The sequence below is a fragment of the Dyella sp. C11 genome, assembly GCF_003121485.1.
GTDB lineage: Bacteria > Pseudomonadota > Gammaproteobacteria > Xanthomonadales > Rhodanobacteraceae > Dyella.
Map to the genome: position 1 here is coordinate 42063 of NZ_QAVX01000028.1, position 18180 is coordinate 60242.

Annotated in this window: 16 protein-coding genes; 9 read left to right on the plus strand and 7 right to left on the minus strand. The window is 64.2% G+C overall.

What is annotated here, in order from left to right; all coding sequences use genetic code 11:
- The 5 genes from DK366_RS19620 to DK366_RS19640 form a co-directional block, all read right to left on the minus strand.
- The gene (locus tag DK366_RS19620) at positions 1-201 is read right to left on the minus strand and encodes a DUF1656 domain-containing protein (protein WP_109127247.1); all 201 of its coding nucleotides are present in this window, start codon (positions 199-201) and stop codon (positions 1-3) included.
- Positions 191-2332, minus strand: coding sequence for an FUSC family protein (locus DK366_RS19625; RefSeq protein WP_109127248.1), 2142 nt, complete (start codon positions 2330-2332; stop codon positions 191-193). Before DK366_RS19625 ends, DK366_RS19620 begins: the two co-directional genes overlap by 11 nt.
- 2 nt (positions 2333-2334) lie before the next feature.
- The gene (locus tag DK366_RS19630; RefSeq protein WP_109127249.1) at positions 2335-2829 is read right to left on the minus strand and encodes a MarR family transcriptional regulator; all 495 of its coding nucleotides are present in this window, start codon (positions 2827-2829) and stop codon (positions 2335-2337) included.
- A gap of 188 nt (positions 2830-3017) precedes the next feature.
- Positions 3018-3440 (minus strand): DUF4156 domain-containing protein, encoded by a 423-nt coding sequence (locus DK366_RS19635; RefSeq protein WP_109127250.1) that lies wholly within the window; start codon positions 3438-3440, stop codon positions 3018-3020.
- Positions 3441-3549: 109 nt separating this feature from the next.
- On the minus strand, positions 3550-6432 hold the full coding sequence (locus DK366_RS19640; RefSeq protein WP_109127251.1) for a pitrilysin family protein: 2883 nt from the start codon (positions 6430-6432) through the stop codon (positions 3550-3552).
- Positions 6433-6756: 324 nt separating this feature from the next.
- On the opposite strand from DK366_RS19640, the gene DK366_RS19645 reads away from it, so the two are divergent.
- The 7 genes from DK366_RS19645 (at position 6757) to DK366_RS19675 (ending at position 11859) form a co-directional block, all read left to right on the plus strand.
- Positions 6757-6957: a hypothetical protein gene (locus DK366_RS19645; protein ID WP_109127261.1), complete on the plus strand. Its 201-nt coding sequence runs from the start codon at positions 6757-6759 to the stop codon at positions 6955-6957.
- Positions 6958-7021: 64 nt separating this feature from the next.
- Complete coding sequence (locus tag DK366_RS19650; protein WP_109127252.1) at positions 7022-7489, plus strand: tRNA (cytidine(34)-2'-O)-methyltransferase; 468 nt, start codon at positions 7022-7024, stop codon at positions 7487-7489.
- A gap of 118 nt (positions 7490-7607) precedes the next feature.
- Positions 7608-8255 carry an SCP2 sterol-binding domain-containing protein gene (locus DK366_RS19655; protein ID WP_109127262.1) on the plus strand — a complete coding sequence of 216 codons (648 nt, stop codon included), beginning with the start codon at positions 7608-7610 and terminating at the stop codon, positions 8253-8255.
- A gap of 29 nt (positions 8256-8284) precedes the next feature.
- Positions 8285-9901, plus strand: a complete 1617-nt coding sequence (gene ubiB, locus DK366_RS19660; protein ID WP_109127263.1) for a ubiquinone biosynthesis regulatory protein kinase UbiB — start codon at positions 8285-8287, stop codon at positions 9899-9901.
- Between the two features lie 191 nt (positions 9902-10092).
- On the plus strand, positions 10093-10794 hold the full coding sequence (locus tag DK366_RS19665; protein WP_109127253.1) for a pseudouridine synthase: 702 nt from the start codon (positions 10093-10095) through the stop codon (positions 10792-10794).
- A 49-nt stretch (positions 10795-10843) separates the two neighbouring features.
- The gene (gene arfB / locus DK366_RS19670; protein ID WP_109127254.1) at positions 10844-11266 is read left to right on the plus strand and encodes an alternative ribosome rescue aminoacyl-tRNA hydrolase ArfB; all 423 of its coding nucleotides are present in this window, start codon (positions 10844-10846) and stop codon (positions 11264-11266) included.
- Positions 11263-11859: a 1-acyl-sn-glycerol-3-phosphate acyltransferase gene (locus DK366_RS19675; protein WP_109127255.1), complete on the plus strand. Its 597-nt coding sequence runs from the start codon at positions 11263-11265 to the stop codon at positions 11857-11859. The genes arfB and DK366_RS19675 overlap by 4 nt, the downstream gene beginning before the upstream one ends.
- A 91-nt stretch (positions 11860-11950) precedes the next feature.
- Here the strand turns inward: DK366_RS19675 and DK366_RS19680 are convergent, their stop codons facing one another.
- On the minus strand, positions 11951-12859 hold the full coding sequence (locus DK366_RS19680; protein WP_232821127.1) for a LysR family transcriptional regulator: 909 nt from the start codon (positions 12857-12859) through the stop codon (positions 11951-11953).
- A gap of 256 nt (positions 12860-13115) precedes the next feature.
- On the opposite strand from DK366_RS19680, the gene aceB reads away from it, so the two are divergent.
- Together aceB and aceA are read left to right on the plus strand one after the other, a co-directional pair.
- A complete protein-coding gene (gene aceB, locus DK366_RS19685; RefSeq protein ID WP_109127257.1) occupies positions 13116-14714 on the plus strand; it encodes a malate synthase A in 1599 nt (532 codons plus the stop codon).
- Between the two features lie 115 nt (positions 14715-14829).
- Positions 14830-16134 (plus strand): isocitrate lyase, encoded by a 1305-nt coding sequence (aceA, locus tag DK366_RS19690; protein WP_109127264.1) that lies wholly within the window; start codon positions 14830-14832, stop codon positions 16132-16134.
- Between the two features lie 112 nt (positions 16135-16246).
- Here aceA and DK366_RS19695 read toward each other — a convergent pair whose 3' ends face one another.
- Positions 16247-18037, minus strand: coding sequence for a sodium:proton antiporter (locus DK366_RS19695; RefSeq protein ID WP_109127258.1), 1791 nt, complete (start codon positions 18035-18037; stop codon positions 16247-16249).
- Positions 18038-18180 lie beyond the last annotated feature (143 nt).

The following is an 18180-nucleotide window of genomic DNA, read 5'->3' on the forward strand; positions in this document are numbered from 1 at the left end:
TTATGGGTACAGGATCAGGCCAGCCGCGCCGAACAGCACGAAGAACATCGCGACGCGGAACAAGGAGGGATGCCAGACATAGCGGTACAAACCGTAGCGGCCAATGATGGTGTCGATAACCCACAGTACGAGCAGGCAGCCCAGGTAGATGAGCAGCAGGCCCGGCACGAGGGCATCGGCGAGAGCGACTTCACGCGGCATGGCCGGTCTCCGGTGCCTTGACGATATAGGGTGTCAGCGCGGAATCATCGTCGCGCAACGCGGTACGCAATTGCAGCAGGTCCGCCAGCGCCGGCTGGCAGCTCGCGCGTGATTGCGGCAACGTTTGAGTAGTCAGCACGATGGCGTGATCGACGGCTTCGTCGGCCGCCTGCCAGCGCACCTTGTCGGGTTCGTCATAGAGCCGCGCCAGCGCATCGACGGCACGCTGCATGCTTTCCAGAAGCGGCGGTGGCAGATCCGCGTGTGCCATGTCCTGGCGCAATTCGATGATGGCGCGGCCGCTGTCGTGCACGGCAAGCGCCCACGAGAACAGCACGTGCGATTCCTCGCTGCCCTGGCGCGTGAACTGCACGATCTGGTGGTACAGGTCGCGATTCACGCTTTCGAAGCGATAAAGGATGCCGTCCATGGGTGCCGTGGCGGCGAACACCACCTGTCGACGCAATTGCACCAGCTGACGGCGACGCAGCCACTGCGTGCCGATCACCGTGGGAATGATCATGAAGGCTGCACCGCTCGCCATCAGGCCCAGCAACGCGGCGATGCTGTCGTTGAGGAAGCGCTCGGGCGAATACACCATCGGGTTCTTCAAGGCGAGGATGTACGCAAAGCCGAGCGAATAGCCCGCGCCGACGCCCGGCAAGGTCACCGCACGCGTGGTGAGGTACGGTCCCAGCGCCAGCAGCGGCGCCGAAACCAGTATCAGCATCACGAAGCCATCGCTGCCCGGCATCAACCGGAACAACACGAAGAATGCCGCGATCAGGCCGGCCAGATAGGCAAACCATGTATTGGCCGTCGCAGCCAACGGTGACGGCGACGACGCAAGGAGACCGCTGAATACCGTGGCCAGCAGCAACGCACTGAGACCGAACGGCCAGCCCGTTTCCACCCAGAAGATACTCAGCGTGGCCATGGTGAAGAAGGTACGCACGATGGCAATGAGCGGTGCGGCGTAGTCGTTCGCGCGCTTGAAATCCACGCGCTCCACCGAGCGACCCAGCACGCCCTGCGTCTCGCGCAGCGTCGCTTCCAGCGAGGTGAAGTCGCGAAGTTCGGCGGCAAAGCGCCGGATTAGCGTGGTGCCGCTGTCGAATTCCAGCAGCAGTTCCGGGTCCTGCCGCAGGTCTTCGCGCAGCTCTGCCGCCAGCGGGGCCAGTTTCGGCTCGCAGGCTTCCAGGCGCGTCGCCAGCAAGCGCGGAATGGGCTCTTCGGAAGGATCGGGGCTCAGTGCCTCGCCAACCGGCGCGTACAGCTTGATCAGCGCCGCTGCCGTGCGCGGATGATTGTTGCGTTGCAGGCGGTTGATCAGGTGATGCAGCGACTGGAAGCTGGTGGCCGCCGCCATGTAGCGCAGGTTGAGCAACTGCATGCGACTGCTGCGCGCACGCGCCTCGGGATCTTCGAAGATCACCGACGAGCGAAGGTCTTCGATCTGCACCGCCGCGCGCACGAAGCGCAGATGGATGCCCTCCATTTCCGCGCGGGGAATCGCGCCGCCCAGGCTGCCGCGGGCGAAATCGATGAAGTGCTTGTAGTGCTCGCGAGAAATGCGCCGAAGCACCTGTCGCAAGCGCACCGGCAGCACCACGTCGCTCACCAGGCCCGCCACGATGATGCCAAGCATCACCTCGCTCACACGCGACACCGCCGAATCGAACACGGCCGTGGGGTGATCGATGGCCGGCAACACCACGATGAAAGCGGTATAGCCTGCCAGCACGAAGCCGTAGGACATGAAGTTGCGGTAGAGCACCGCGCCGCCCGCACACAATGCCACCCATAGCGACATGCTGAGCAGGAACAGTTCGCGCTGCTGCGGAAACGCCGCAATCAGCAGCACGCCAACCAGGCTGCCCGTGCACGTGCCCAGCGCGCGGTAGAAGCTTTTCGCCAGTACGGTACCGCTTTGCGGATGCATCACGATGGATACCGTGACCATGGTGGTCGACGGCTGTTCCAGCTGGAACACCATGGTGATCCACGCGGCGAGATAGAACGCGATGAGGCTCTTCAGCACGAAGATCCACGCCTGCGATTCTTCCGCCGCGAACTCGCGCAGCCATGGCGGATTGCGCCAGGCAGAAATGTCGGTAGGGACAGCCGACATAGTCAGGCGCGCTCCAATCGGTCGAGGTATTTCTTGAGCAGGCGCTCAAGCTGCGTGATGTCGCGCGGGGCCAACCCATCCACCTGCCATTTCAGCAGCTCGCAGATCTCCGGCAGCAGGTTCTCGATGAGAGCCAAGCCTTCGTCGGTAAGGGTGAGCGTGACCTTGCGACGATCCTCTTCGCTGGCGTTTCGCGCAATCAGACCTTTGTCGGCAAGCTCGTTGGTGAGTCGCGTGATATTGGCCGACTTCTCACCGGCCGCGTCGGCCAGCTCGGTGGGATGCAGCGAATAGCCGTCCGTTCCATAGAGCATCATCAGCAGGTTGTATTCCGGATGATTGATGCCGTACGGGCGCAGCAACGCGTTGGTGTCGTCCTGCACGCGTCGGTAAATGTGCTTGATCAGCCGGACAAGAATCGCCGGCTCCCGCGGAAACACGGGATATCGCTGACGGGTAACCGCCAGGCGTTGCTCGGTGGGAAGAAAGCTGCTCATGGCACGCGGCCCAGATAGTACATATATGTAATATATACATGTAAATTTTATGCCCGCCCTCACGGGTATGCAAGAGCCTCAACCTGCGCGCGTGAAAAAGGCGCCACGAGGGCGCCTTTCGGGAGTGCTGGCGAGTTGTCCACCCTCGCCCCGGCAAAACCGGGGCGATGCAGTCACGCGCTATCCGATCAGTTGCCCTTGACCGGATACGTTTCGAAACCGCCAGGCGCCGTGCCTGCCGGCGGCGGATTCGGGTTCGCCGGGTTGGCCGGACGACCCGCCGGGGCCAGGTTGGCGTTGCCACACTGATAAGCGCCCCACGGCTGCGAACCGTCGGTGGGGTCGCCCAGCGGCTTGATGGTGTCGGCGTGCATCTTGGCCGCTTCGTTGCGTGCCATGACTTCCAGCTCGTCGCGCACCTTGATGTCGTTGCGGTCGATCGGGCCGACGTGATCCATCACCGACACCGTGACCTTGCCCAGGTCACGGCAGGAAGACACATCGCCGCTCCAGGCCGTGCGGACGTTCTTCCCGGCATCGTCCAGCGTAATGCCATAGGTGCACGCGCCGAGCAGCGCGATGGGAACGAGCAACAGCAGGGTCTTGCGCATGGATAGCTCCGCGACATGAAAATGAAAAAGGCCGGGCGGTTGCCCGCCCGGCCTCCATCCTAACCCGGGGATGTGAACAGTTCCCCTTTGCAGACTCCGAAAGCGCAGGTTACTTCGACGGTTTTGCTGCCACCGGCTTGCCGTCGCCGTCGATCACCTGCACGTCGCCCAGGTTCAGCGCGCGCACCGGCGCCTCGATCTTCTTGAGATCGCCCACGATCACCCAGGTGAGTGCGTTGGGCTTGATGATCTCCTTGATCGCGCCTTCCGCGTCGGGCTGCGTGACCGCTTCGGTACGTGCCTTGAGCGTCTGCACGTAATCGTCCGGACGGTTGTACTGGACGATCTCGCTCATCGCACCGAGCACTTCGGCGGCGGTCTCGAAGCTGCCCGGCAGCCCGCGGACGTTGGAGTCCTTGATCTTGTCCACTTCCTGCTCGGTGAGCGGACGACCGGCAACCACCTCGTTGGCTTCCTTGGCCACTTCGTGCGCCGATTCCGCCGTCTTGTCGGTCTGCACCGGGGCGTACATCAGGAACGGCCGCTGGCCGATGGCATCGCGCATGAAGCTGAAGGCGCCATACGCCCAACGCTTGTCCTCGCGCAGGTTCATGTTGAGACGCGAGGTGAAGCTGCCACCGAACGCGCCGTTGGCCACGTCGATGGCCAGCTCGTTTGGCGCCTTGCTGGATGGTGCCAGCAGGCCGGCAAGGATCAACGACTGCGGCGCATCCGGCTTGTCGATGAGGAACACACGCGGCTTCGGCTGCGCCGACACGACGGCGATGTTCTTCTTCGGCACGGCGCTGGACGGTGCCTGCCAATCGCCGAACACGGCATCGAGCTGCGGGATGATCTGCTGCAGCGTGGTGTCGCCGGCCACCATGATCTTCACGTTGTCCGGGCGCAGCCAGTCACGCTGGAACGCCGACAGGTCCGACGCCTGCATGGCCTTGATGGCTTCTTCCGTACCCGAGCCGGTGAACGGAATGCCGTACGCGTGGTTGGCGCCGTACAGCAGCGGCGGCAGCGTGCGCAGGGCGAGCGCGGTGGGCTGCGTCTTCTCCTGGGCAATACCGGCCAGCCACTGGCCGCGAATGCGCTCGATGTCATCCGACTTGAACGCCGGATTGCGCACGATGTCGGCGAACAGCGCCAGCGACGGCTGCAGCTGATCGTTCAGCGCATTGAGCGATGCCGAGCATGCGTCCAGGCCGCAACCGATGCGCGTGATCGCACCCAGGCGCTGCTTGCGCTTGGACACTTCCACGGAATCGAGATCCTTGGTGCTCTCGTTCATCAGCGTGGTGGTGAAGCTGGCGGTGCCGAGCTTGTGGCCCTGGTCGGCCGCGTAGCCGGCATCGAACATCAGCTGGATATGCGTCACCGGAATGGTGTGGCGCTGCGCCAGCACCACTTCGATGCCGTTCTTGAGCTTGCCGCGCTCCAGCGTGGGGAATTTCAGGTCCGGGAACTGCGCCACCTGCGGCACACCCTTGCTGCGGTCCACCTGGTTCTTGCCCACGGTGTAGTCGTGCCTGGCGGGCGTGACGGCGGTGGGACGGCCTTCCTGCTTGCCCAGCGCAACGACCTTGGCGTCTTCCGTATCCGGATTGAAGTCATTGCCGGCCGGCAACACGGTCAACAGGTAATCGCCCTTGCTGAGCCACTTGTCGGATGCGGCCTTCACGCTCGCCGACGTGGCGGCGTTGGCGCGCGCCAGGTCCTTCTTGTACGCACCCGGATCGCCGCGATAGACCTGACCTTCGGCCAGGATCACCGCCTTGCCACCGAAGCCGCCGACCTTCTCCAGGCCGCGCACGAAGCCGGCGCGGTTGCCGATCTTGGCGCGCTCCAGTTCGTCGGCGGTCGGGCCGTCGGCGAGGAATTTCTTCAGCTCTTCGGCAATGACGGCTTCCACCTTGGCCGGGTCCACGCCTTCCTTCACGTCGGCCTGGATCTGGAACTGGCTGGCCAGCGCGAACGGCGAAATGCTGGCGGAAACGTCGTCGACCAGTTTGTCCTGGTAGACCAGGCGCTGATAAAGGCGCGAAGTCTTGCCGCCGCCGAGCACGGTGGAGGCAAGGTCGAGCTGGATGGCGTCATCCGTGCCCAGCTGCGGCACCACCCAGGTGCGATAGATGCGCGGCTGCGCCACGTGGTCGTGCTGCACGCCCCGCGTGGACTTGGTCAGCGGCGTGATCCACGCCTGCTGGCGCGGCACCGGCGGACCTGCCGGAATGTCGCCGAAATACTTCTCGGCCTTGGCCTTCGCTTCCGCGACGGTGATGTCGCCGGCCAGCACCAGGGTGGTGTTGGCTGCGCCGTAGTAATCGTGGAACCACTGCTTCACATCGCCCAGCGACGCCTTGTCCAGGTCTTCCATCGAGCCGATGGTTTCGTGCTGGTACGGGTGGTTGGACGGATACGTGTTGTAGAGGATGTTCTGGTCGACGCGGCCGTAGGGACGGTTTTCGTCCTGGCGCTTTTCGTTCTGCACCACACCGCGCTGCGTATCGAGCTCCTTCTGCCCGATCGCGCCCAGCAGGTGGCCCATGCGGTCCGACTCCATCCACAGCGCCATGTCGAGCGCGGTGGTCGGCACGGTCTCGAAATAGTTGGTGCGGTCGAACCAGGTGGTGCCGTTCATGTCGGTGGCGCCCGCCAGCTCGAACGGCTGGAAGTACGTGCCCTTGTGGTTCTCCGAGCCGGAGAACATCAGGTGCTCGAACAAGTGCGCGAAGCCCGTCTTGCCCGTCGGTTCATCGGCCGAGCCCACGTGATACCAGATGCTCACCGCGACCACGGGTGCCTTGTGGTCTTCATGCACCACCACGGTCAGGCCGTTGGGCAGGGTGAAACGGGTAAAGGCGATATCCGGAACGGCCTGCGTGGACTCAGCGGCGGCAGCCTGGGGCAGCGCAACCGCGGGGAGGCCAGCCGTCATGCTGAGCACGCCTGCGACAAGCAGGGCGAGGGGCTTTCTTGCCATCACGACACTCCTGTTTTTCGACGAATGAACACACCGAGGCTAGCCACGCCCCGGAACCTTGGCAAATGACCAATGGCAGGGTGGACCACAGCCGACGCGCTTCGTTCGACGTAAAAGCCTGACGTCGCAGGTATTCCCGCCGTCCGGACGGTGTCCGCGTCCTGTCCGGGTCTGGCCGGCCGGTGTCCGCGGACAGCCACGGCACGCCGGAACCCAGGAAATATCCATAACAAATACAAGTACTTGATGAGAAGACAGGGCTTGGCACGGGGCTTGCCATATCTATCTCGCAGGACCCTCACCCCCATCATCGGAGACATGATCATGAAATTCGAAGCCTTTATGCTGCGCGGCCTTTTCGTTGCTTGCCTGCTGGTTTGCGGACTCGTGCTGGGTGCCATGGTGAACGCCTCCCCGGAAGCCATTCGCCTCGCCGCCGCCGGCACCGCTGGCCAGGTCATCGCCCCCACCGCTTGCGCACTGCCGCCCGACGGCGTGGTGTGCCCGCGCATCTCCAACGGCTGAGCAGGGACGCTCATCCGTTGCACGGCCATTTCGCAGGTGATGGGAGAAACCTGATAATGGCCGGATGCTGCATGTCATTCTCTTTCGACCCGAAATACCGCCCAACACCGGCAACGCGATCAGGCTGTGCGCCAACACCGGCGCCTCGTTGCACCTGATCCGACCCCTGGGCTTCGAGCTGGACGATGCGCGCCTGCGCCGTGCAGGCCTGGACTACCACGAGTACGCGCGACTGGCCGTCCACGACGATCTCGCCAGTTGCCTGGAAAGCATCGGACAGCCTCGCGTGTTCGCCTTCTCCACGCGCGGGCGCGTGGCCCACGTGGATGCGCGCTTCGTGGAAGGCGACGCCTTGTTGTTCGGCTGCGAAACCGCCGGGTTGCCCGGCGATGTGCTCGATGCCATTCCCGAGGCACGGCGCCTGCGGCTGCCGATGCGACCGGATAGCCGCAGCCTCAATCTCTCCAACACGGTGGCCATTGCGGTGTATGAGGCATGGCGGCAGATGGGTTTCGTGGGCGCGGCACCCTGAAGCTTTAGCTCCCTCACCCCTTCGGGGAGAGGGCTGGGGTGGGGGGCGGGTGCTTGCGATGCCGCCACACTCGAGCGAGCACCACTGGCCGCATGACACGACCCGCTACAATCCCCGCATGACGTCACCCTCTTCCCTCTTGCCCCGCCCGCTGCGCGCCCTCGCCGGCCGCGCGCTGGAAACGGCGCTGAACCATACGCTATCCCTCGACCCGGAAACCGTCGGCCGTCTCTCGGCGCTCGACGGCCGCAGCGTGCAGCTGCACCTGCGCGGGCCCGAACTGGCCCTGTCGGTGACGGTGGAAGGCGAACGCCTGAAAGTCGGCCCCGCTCAGGACGACAACCACCTCCGCGTTGCCGCCACGCCGGGCAGCCTGCTCGCCATGCTGGTGAAGCGTGACGATGAAGGCGTGGCGCCGGGCAAGGTGGAGATTGCCGGCGATGCCGATCTCGCCCGACGCCTGGAAAAACTCGCCAGCAAATTCGCGCCGGATTTCGAGGAAGCCTTTGCCCGCACCTTCGGCGATGTGATTGGCGTGCCGCTGGCCAAAGCCGTACGCAACGGCCTGGCTCATGCGAAAGAGACGGCCAGCCATCTCACCACCGACACCGCCGACTGGTTGCGCGATGAAGCCCGCGTGGCGGCGGCGCCGGGTGAAGTGGAAGGTTTTCTCGATGGCGTGGACGATCTGCGCGAACGCACCGAACGTCTCGAATCGCGGCTGGCACGATTGGAACAACGCATGAAGAAGGGACCCGCCGCGTGAGCACACCCCTGAAGGTCGTGCCGCGCGTGATGCGCGTGGCTTCCGTGCTGCTCGCCTATCGCCTTGATGAATTTGTCGCTGCCGCGCACCTGTTTCGTCCGCTGAAGCTGGTGCGCCCGTTCGTGGCGCGCCCGCGCACCGACGTCACGAATCTCTCGCGTGGCGCGCGCCTGCGCCTGGCACTCACGGAACTTGGGCCCATCTTCGTCAAGGCCGGACAGGTCCTCTCCACCCGCCGCGACCTGGTGCCCGCCGACATCGCCGACGAACTGGCGCAGTTGCAGGATCAGGTGCCGCCGTTCCCCGGTGCACAGGCGCGCGCCATCGTCGAACTGGAATTGCGCGCACCGATTACCACGCTCTACGCCAGCTGCGACGAAACGCCGCTTGCTTCTGCCTCCATCGCCCAGGTGCACGCCGCCACCTTGCACGATGGCAGCGCCGTGGTGGTGAAAGTGCTGCGCCCGGGCATCGACAAGCAGATCGAGCGCGACATCAAGTTGCTGCATTCGCTCGGCGAACTGGCCCAGCGCTGGCACCCCAACGCCGACAAGATCCGCCCGCTCGACGTGGTCGCCGAAGTCGAGAAGATGCTGGAAAACGAGCTGGACCTGCAGCGCGAAGGCGCCAGCGCCAGCCTGCTGCGCCGCAACTTCGAGAGCGGACAGGATCTGTACGTCCCTGCCGTGAACTGGGATTTGACCTCCGCACGCGTGCTCACCCTGGAACGCGTCTACGGCGTGAGTTGCGATGACATCGCCTCCATCGACGCGGCCGGCATCGATCGCAAGGCACTCGCCGTGAAAGGCGTGCGGCTGTTCTACGAACAGGTGTTCCGGGACAACTTCTTCCACGCCGACGCGCATCCCGGCAACATCTGGGTGGATACGGCGCGCGTCGAGGACGCACGCTTTATCGCGCTCGATTTCGGCATCATGGGGTCGCTGCCGGAACAGGACCAGTACTGGCTGGCGCAGAACTTCATCGCACTGTTCGAGCGCGACTACGCGCGCATCGCGCAGCTGCACGTGGATGCCGGCTGGATGCCTTCAACGGTTCGCATTGACGAACTCACCGCCGCCGTGCGCACCGTGTGCGAGCCGTATTTCACGCGCCCGCTTTCGCAGATTTCGCTGGCCGAACTGGTGGTGAAGCTGTTCCAGACGGCGCGACGTTATGAGCTGACGCTGCAGCCGCAACTGATCCTGCTGCAAAAGACGCTGCTCAATATTGAAGGCGTGGGCCGCATGCTCGATCCGGAGATCGACATCTGGGCCGTGGCGCACCCCGTGCTCAAGCGCATCCTGCGCGAGCGTTACAGTCCGCGCCGAACGCTGCGCGAAGTGCGCAAGCGTTTGCCGGAATGGTTCCACGCGGCGCCGCAATTTCCGGAGCTGGTGCGCGATGCGTTGCGACAGGTGGCCAAGGGCGAACGACACGCCGTTGCCGATCCGGCGGAACTCGCCCAGCAGCGTGACGAGGCACAGCGCACGCGGCGCTCGCTGTCGTTTGGGTTGCTGGGTGCCAGTTTGTTGGTTGGCAGTGCGGTGTTGTGGACGCAGCATGGGGAGCATGGCATGTGGCATGCGTCTGTCGCAGCAATAGTCGGTTTGATCGCCTTCGCTGCAGGCTGGCCTCGCCGTTAATTCCCCCTCGCCGTCATCCCGGCGAAGGCCGGAGGCGCTCTTCAACGGCCGAAGGGCCGGTCATCCAGTGACTTTCGTCCGTACTCGCGAACGGCATAAAGAGCAAAGTCACTGGATTCCGGCCTTCGCCGGAATGACGGTGAGGAAGCTCGGAAGTCGCTTGCAAATCACACCCTCATCGAACGCTCCCCATGCTCGACATCCTCTATCAAGACGACGCCCTCATCGCGGTGAACAAGCCCGCGGGCCTCGCCGTGCACCGCTCCAAGATGGTGGGCAACGCCGAGGAATTCCTCATCGACCTGCTTCGGGAGCAGGTCGGCGGCACGACATACCTCGCACACCGCCTCGATCGCGCCACCAGTGGCGTACTGCTGGTAGCGCGCTCTTCGGAGATCGCCGCCGCGCTGGGCGAGCAGTTCATGGGCCGCGACGTGCACAAGCAATACCTCGCCGTGGTGCGCGGCTGGCCGGAGCCGGAAGAAGCACTGATTGACTACGCCCTGCCCGGCTCGCGCGATTCGGGCCCGCGGCGCGAAGCCAGCACCAGCTATCGCCGGCTCGCCACCATCGAAGTGCCCATCGAACTGGGACGCTATCCCCAGCAGCGCTACGCCTTCGTACTTGCCGAACCACATACCGGCCGCTTCCGCCAGATCCGCAAGCACCTGGCGCACATCCATCACCCGATCATCGGTGACTGCCAGCACGGCCGCAGCGACCACAACCGCCTGTACAAGCAGTACTTCAGCTGCCATCGCATGCTGCTGCACGCCTGGCGGCTGAGCTTTGCGCATCCCGTTTCCGGGGAGCCCATGCGGATCGAAGCTCCATTGGATGCCGCCTACCAGGCGCTGCTCGAACGCTTTGGCTGGTCCCTGCCCCCGTCGTGATGCGGCGCGTCGTGGCGGGGTGTCACGGTCGCCCGCTAAACTTCGCCCCATGCTCACGATCAGTCGATCCATCGTTCTGCCCGAGACCGAGCTGACCGAGCGTTTCCTTCGCGCCGACGGTCCCGGTGGCCAGCACGTCAACCGCACCGAAAGCGCCGTGGAACTGCGCTTCGATGTCGCGCGTTCGCCGTCGCTGCCGGAACCGCTGCGCGCGCGGCTGCTGGCCCGTCGCGATCGTCGCCTCACCGACGACGGCGTGCTGGTGATCCAGGCGCGTCGATTCCGCGACCAGAGCCGCAACCGCGACGATGCACGCGAACGCCTGGTCGAGATCATCCGCGGTGCGCTCGTGGTACCCAAGGCGCGCATCGCCACCAACCCCACCCGCGGCTCGAAGGAACGGCGTCTCGCCGGCAAGACTCAACGCGGCAAGATCAAGCAAACACGGGCGCGTGACTGGAGTCGTGCATGAGCACGCCGATGCTCCCCCCTGCCCCCCCCGAAGCTCCCAAGCTCAAGAGTAAGTTCTGGCCCTGGCTGGCGCGCTGCCTGCTGCGCCTTTCCGGCTGGAAGCTGCTTGGCGAGCTGCCGAACGAGCCCAAGCTGATCATCATCGGCGCGCCACACTCGTCGTATTGGGACGGCTATTTCGGCCTGCTGATGAAGATCGGCATTGGCGTGGACATCAACATCATGATCAAGCGCGAGGTGCTGGACGGCCCGCTGGGCCTCATCCTGCGCCCCATCGGCATGATTCCCATCAACCGCAGTGCGGCCCTCAATGTGGTCGACCAGATGGTGCAGCGGTTCCAGGAAAAGGACCGCATGTGGCTGGGCATTACGCCCGAAGGCACGCGCAAGAAGGTCACGCACTGGAAGTCGGGCTTCCTGCGCATTGCGCACGATGCCAACGTGCCTATCCAGACGCTGTTCCTGGATTATCCGAGCAAGACGTTCCGGTTCGGACCGGTCGTGCGCGCCACGGACGATCACGACGCGGACATGGCGAAGATTCGCCCACTGTTCTCGCCTTACCAGGGCAAGCATCGCAACGCGAACGGTTGAGTCCGAGCTGCTTTTTGTAGGAGCGCACTTGTGCGCGACCGTTCGGCTGAAGCGCACGGTCGCGCACAAGTGCGCTCCTACAGGTGAATCATTAGCGCTCCGAGTGCCCCGACTCGTCGTAGTCGCGATGCGTCAGCAAGCCGGGCTTCACCAGATCGATGAATGCCCGCGCCTCCGGGGTCAGAAACTTGCCCTTGCGCATCACCACGCCGTAACTGCGCTGCGGGAAATACTGCTTCATGTTTCGGACGGCCAAACGCTCGCGGTCGGCGTCGGTGATGCAGATACCGGTGACGATGGAAATGCCCAGGCCCATCGCCACGTATTCCTTGATCACGTCCCAGCCGCCTACTTCGATGGCGACGCGATAAGGCACCTGTCGCTGCTGGAACACCAGGTCCACCAGGCGATAGGTGGAAAGGCGCTGCGGCGGCAGGATCAGGCCGTAGGGCGAGAGATCCTGCACCGTGATGGTGGCTTTCGATGCCAGTGGATGATCCGGCGGCATGATCAGCATCGGGTCGTAGTGATGCACCGGCGCCCACGCGATGTCGTTGGGCACGTCGAGCATCGAGCCCACGGCGAAATCCGCTTCGTCGGCGCGCAGCAGCGCCATGCCGTCCTTGCCGGTCACGTTGGCCAGCTGCAGCTGCACGTCGGGGAAACGCTCGCGATAGCGGCGCACCAGATCCGGCAGCAGGTACTGGATGGTGGAACTGCCGGCGGCGATGGTGAGCCGGCCGCCCTGCATGCCCTTCACCTTGGCCTGGAAATCCCGGTCCAGGTTTTCCCAGCCCTCCACCAACGGCCGGGCCAGCTCGTAAAGCGCCTCGCCCGCGTCGGTCAGGTTGATACGGCGGCGGCGACGCTCCAGCAGGCTCACGCCCAGCTCCCGTTCCAGTGCCTGAAGCTGAAGGCTCACGGTGGGCTGAGACAGGAAAAGGGCCTCCGCGGCGCGCGTCAGCGTGCCGAGTTTCACCGTGTAGACGAAGGCCCGCATCTGCTTCTGGCGGTTGCCTTTGTAGTAGAACCGCTCGTCTTTCTCGGCCAAACCATTCGCAGGCGTACGTCGCCTGGAACCGGTTGAACGGCTCTTCTGGGGCTTGTTCAGCGGTTTCCTGGCCATTTTCCAGCCTTATGACTCAAATGGTTAGAAAAGATATTAAGAAAGATAATATCAAAAATTGAAACATTTGCTTTGTCAAAGCCAATTTCCGTGACCTAGTGTCATCCCATCGTCATCACGGAGATTCGCCATGGCTGTCCCCAAGGAACGCGTTGTGCCCTCGCCGGCACAGGTGCTCGGTGCCACCCACCTGGAGCATGTGGCCATCCTTACGCCGGAGGCCCTGGCCTTCCTGGCCGAACTCCATCGCCAGTTCGACGCCCGGCGCCTGGAACTGCTGGCGGCCCGCACCGAGCGACAGGCGCGATACGACGCCGGCGAGCTGCCGGACTTCCGCACTGACACCGTCGCCATCCGCGACGGCCAGTGGACGGTGGCAGCCATCCCGCAGGCCCTGCGCGACCGCCGCGTGGAAATCACCGGCCCGGTCGAACGCAAGATGATCATCAACGCGCTCAATTCCGGTGCCAAGGTGTTCATCGCGGACTTCGAGGATTCCTCGGCGCCTACCTTCGCCAACCAGATGGACGGCCAGATCAACCTGCGCGACGCGGTGAATGGCGCCATCGAATACACCTCGCCCGAGGGCAAGCCTTACCGCGTGAACGCCAACCCGGCGGTGCTGGTGGTGCGTCCGCGCGGCTGGCATCTGCCGGAACGCCACATCACGGTCGACGACGAGCCGATGTCGGGAGCCCTAGTGGATTTCGGCCTGTTCGCCTTCCACAACGCACGCACGCTACAGGCGCGCGATCGCGGCCCCTATGTCTACCTGCCCAAGCTGCAGTCGATGGAAGAAGCCGCGCTGTGGGACGACGTGATGGCCACGACCGAAGCCGCGCTCGACCTGCCGCCCAACTGCATGAAAGCCACCGTGCTGATCGAGACGCTGCCGGCCGCATTCCAGATGCACGAGATCCTGCATGCGCTGCGTGGCCGCGTGGTCGGCCTCAACTGCGGCCGCTGGGATTACATCTTTTCCTACCTCAAGACCTTCCGCGGTCATCGCGATCGCCTGCTGCCGGATCGCAGCCAGGTGCTGATGACGGTGCCTTTCCTGAAGTCGTACTCGGAGCTGTTGATCCAGACCTGCCATCGCCGCGGCGCCTTCGCCATGGGCGGCATGGCGGCGCAGATTCCGATCAAGGGCGACGAAGTGGCCAACGAAGCCGCGCTGGCCAAGGTGCGTGCCGACAAGCTGCGCGAAGTGCAGGCCGGCCACGACGGCACCTGGGTGGCGCATCCCGCGCTGGTGCCGGTGGCGCAGGAAGTGTTCGACAAGTACATGCCTTCGCCCAACCAGCTCAACGTGACGCGCAGCGACGTCAACGTTGGCCGCAATCAGCTCATCGCACCGTGCAGCGGCACCATCACGCGGGCCGGCTTCGACAACAACGTGGAAGTGGCCTTGCGCTACACCGCGTCGTGGCTGGACGGGCAGGGCTGCGTGCCCATCCATCACCTGATGGAAGACGCCGCCACCGCGGAAATCGCACGCTCGCAGATCTGGCAATGGCTGCATTGCGGCCCGCTGGAATTCACCGATCACGCGCCGATCGATTTTGCCCTGTTCGATCACGCACTCACCAAGCACACGCATCGCCTGATCGAAAGCCAGGGCCCGTACGCGCATCGCGCGGAACAGGCCGCAGCCTTGCTCAGGCAGCTCACGCACGCCGAGGAACTCGGCGACTTCCTCACCCTGGCGGCCTATCGCCAGATCGATTGATCACGACGCCTTCCTGTAGGAGCGCACTTGTGCGCGACCACGGGCATCACCGCACATGGGTCGCGCACAAGTGCGCTCCTACATCGAAATAAGCGAACGCCACGGAGTCATCACCATGAAGAACACGCTGCCCACCGCCGAACAGATCGCGCTCGACTGGAAGAACAATCCTCGCTGGGAAGGTGTCCAGCGCAACTACAGCGCGGACGACGTGGCCAGGTTGCGCGGCACCGTGGGCGTGGAGCACTCGCTCGCACGCCGAGGCGCGGAGCGTTTGTGGAAATCGCTGCACAAGGAAGACTTCGTCAACGCGCTGGGCGCGCTGACCGGCAACCAGGCCATGCAGCAGGTGAAGGCCGGCTTGCAGGCGATCTACCTCAGCGGCTGGCAGGTGGCTGCCGACGCGAACCTGGCCGGCGAAATGTATCCCGACCAGTCGCTGTATCCGGCCAACTCGGTGCCGTCGGTGGTCAAGCGCATCAACAACACGCTGCTGCGTGCCGATCAACTGCATCACGCGGAAGGCCAGAACGACATCGACTGGATGGTGCCCATCGTGGCCGATGCGGAAGCGGGTTTCGGCGGCGTACTGAACGCGTTCGAGCTGATGAAGGCGATGATCGAGGCAGGCGCCGCCGGCGTGCACTTCGAAGACCAGCTGGCGTCGGTGAAGAAGTGCGGCCACATGGGTGGCAAGGTGCTGGTGCCGACGCGCGAAGCGGTGGACAAACTCAATGCCGCACGCCTCGCCGCGGACGTGGCTGGCGTGCCAACGCTGATCGTGGCGCGCACCGATGCGGATGCCGCTGACTTGCTCACCTCCGACATCGACGACAACGACAAGCCGTTCATCACCGGCGAGCGCACGGTGGAAGGTTTCTTCCGCGTGCGTCCGGGCCTTGACCAGGCGATCAGTCGCGGTCTCGCGTACGCGCCGTATGCCGATCTCGTGTGGTGCGAGACCAGCAAGCCGAACCTGGAAGAAGCACGCAAGTTCGCCGAAGCCATCCACGCGAAATATCCGGGCAAGCTGCTGGCGTACAACTGCTCGCCGAGCTTCAACTGGAAGAAGAACCTCGACGACGCCACCATCGCCAAATTCCAGAAGGAACTGGGCGCGATGGGTTACAAGTTCCAGTTCATTACGCTGGCCGGTTTCCACAGCCTTAACTACGGCATGTTCGATCTGGCTTATGGTTATGCCCGTCGCCAGATGAGCGCCTTCGTGGAATTGCAGGAGAAGGAATTCGCCGCTGCCGAGCGTGGCTTCACCGCGGTGAAGCATCAGCGCGAAGTGGGTACGGGTTATTTCGATGCCGTGACGCAAGCGATCCAGCAGGGACAGTCGTCCACCACCGCGCTCAAGGGTTCCACCGAAGAGGCACAGTTCCACGCCTCGCGTCAGGCCAGCGCCGCCTGACGTTGAATCCCATTGCGTGAGCCGACAAGGACGTCGGCGCGTGCGTGGGGAGCGCGGCCCTGTCCAGCGCCCCCGCGCATGCTCGCAGGGATCGTGTCACGCACCTCCGCCGTTACGGTGTTTGTTCCGGCGGCACCAGCGCGATCACCAGCCAGCCCGGCCTGGGTTCCAGCTCACGCTTCACCGACGCCACGCGCAGCGCGCCCTTTTCCTCGACACCGAACAGCAGCACCGTCGGCGATCCGTATTGTTCGATGAAGTTCGGCCAGTCGAAAGTCGCGGTAAGTCGCGTCGACTTGATGCGCCAGCCTTCCGCCAGACGCTCCATGAAGCGCTCATGCGTCATCTCGGCCTCGAACAGCGCGGGGGCGCCAAGATCGCCACCGAGCTGCACGCGACTCCCGGTGATATGCGTGTCCTCGTTGTTCAGGCGATAGACCTTGCCGCGCCCGAATTCCTGGCGGTAATAGACGCAGGCCAGTGCGTTGCGTTCGCGGTTGGTGGACATTGCGAGAAGACGTCCCATGCCGGTGAGATCGAGATGCCGCTCCGCGTACGACGACGCGGGATAGCCGAAGAATGTCTGCAGCCCTTCCATGCGCGCGTGCTTGATGCCATCCCAATGCTCAGCGGCGACGACCACACGAAAGCCGGCATCGGTCAATGCACGCGCCACCACGCGCGCGGCGGTATCCGAACCGTAAATCAGCACGCCCGTGGGATCGGGCTCGGCAACCTTCAGCCATCGCGCCAGCGGGCGGGCCGTCGCGCTCTGCAGCACGACGGTGCCGATGATCAGGATGAAAACGAGTGGCACGATTTCATTCGCGCCTTCCATGCCCAAGGCTTCAAGCTTCAAGGCGAACAGCGCCGACACCGCAGCCGCCACGATGCCACGTGGCGCCACCCAGGCAATCAACGCACGCTCGCGCCAGCTCAGCGTGCTGCCGATGCTGGCCAACACGGCGGTGACCGGACGCACCACCAGCTGCGCCACGATGAAGATGGCGATGCCCGACCACAGCATGCCATCCGGCAAGGGCCAGCTCAGGCGAGCGGCAAGCAGGATGAACAAGGTCGACACCAGCAAGGTGGTGAGGTTTTCCTTGAAGTCGAGAATGTCGTCGATATGCACGCCACGCATGTTGCCCAGCGCGATGCCCATCACCGTCACAGTCAACAGGCCCGACTCGTGCGTGATGGCATTGGACAGCGAGAACGCAAGCAGCACGGCAACCAGCGTGCCGAAATTCTGCAGGTACTCGGGAATCAACTGGCGGCGCAACAGGAACGCGAGCAGCCACGCAGCGAGCAAACCGATCACCACGCCACTGGCGATGACGGCGAGAAACACGCCGACGGTATGACCCTGTTGTCGCGACACGATGGCTTCATAGACCAGCACGGCGAACAACGCGCCCAACGGATCGATCACGATGCCTTCCCAGCGCAGCGTGTTGGCGATACGCGCGTTGGGGCGCACGGTGCGCAGCATGGGCGCGATCACCGTCGGGCCGGTGACACAGGTGAGCGCACCAAACAGCAGCGCCACTTCCCAACTGAGACCGGCGAGGTAGTGCGCCGCCACGCCCAGCATGAACACCGCAACGATGGCGCCGTACGTCACCAGGCCGCGCACGGCGCGACCGATGTCAGGCAGTTCGCTGAAGCGCAGCGTCAGGCTTCCTTCGAACAGGATCACCGCCACCGCCAGCGACACCACCGGGAACAACAGCGGGCCCAGCAACGCATCCGGTTTCAGCACCCCAGCCACGGGCCCCATGAGGATGCCGGCCAACAGCAGGAACAGGATGGCCGGCAGCTTTACGCGCCATGCCAGCCATTGGGCAAGAAAGCCCACGCCCAGGATGCATACCAGGAGCAGTCCGAGATCGATCGTCATGCACGGTCCTTCGCGATCGCAGTGAAGCTATCGGACCACGCACAACGAACCGCCGTCCATCGCGTCATCACGACGGGGAACGGCGGCCAAAACGTTGGTAGGGGGGCCAAGCCCCGGTATCGGCTGTCTCGTATACACATCTG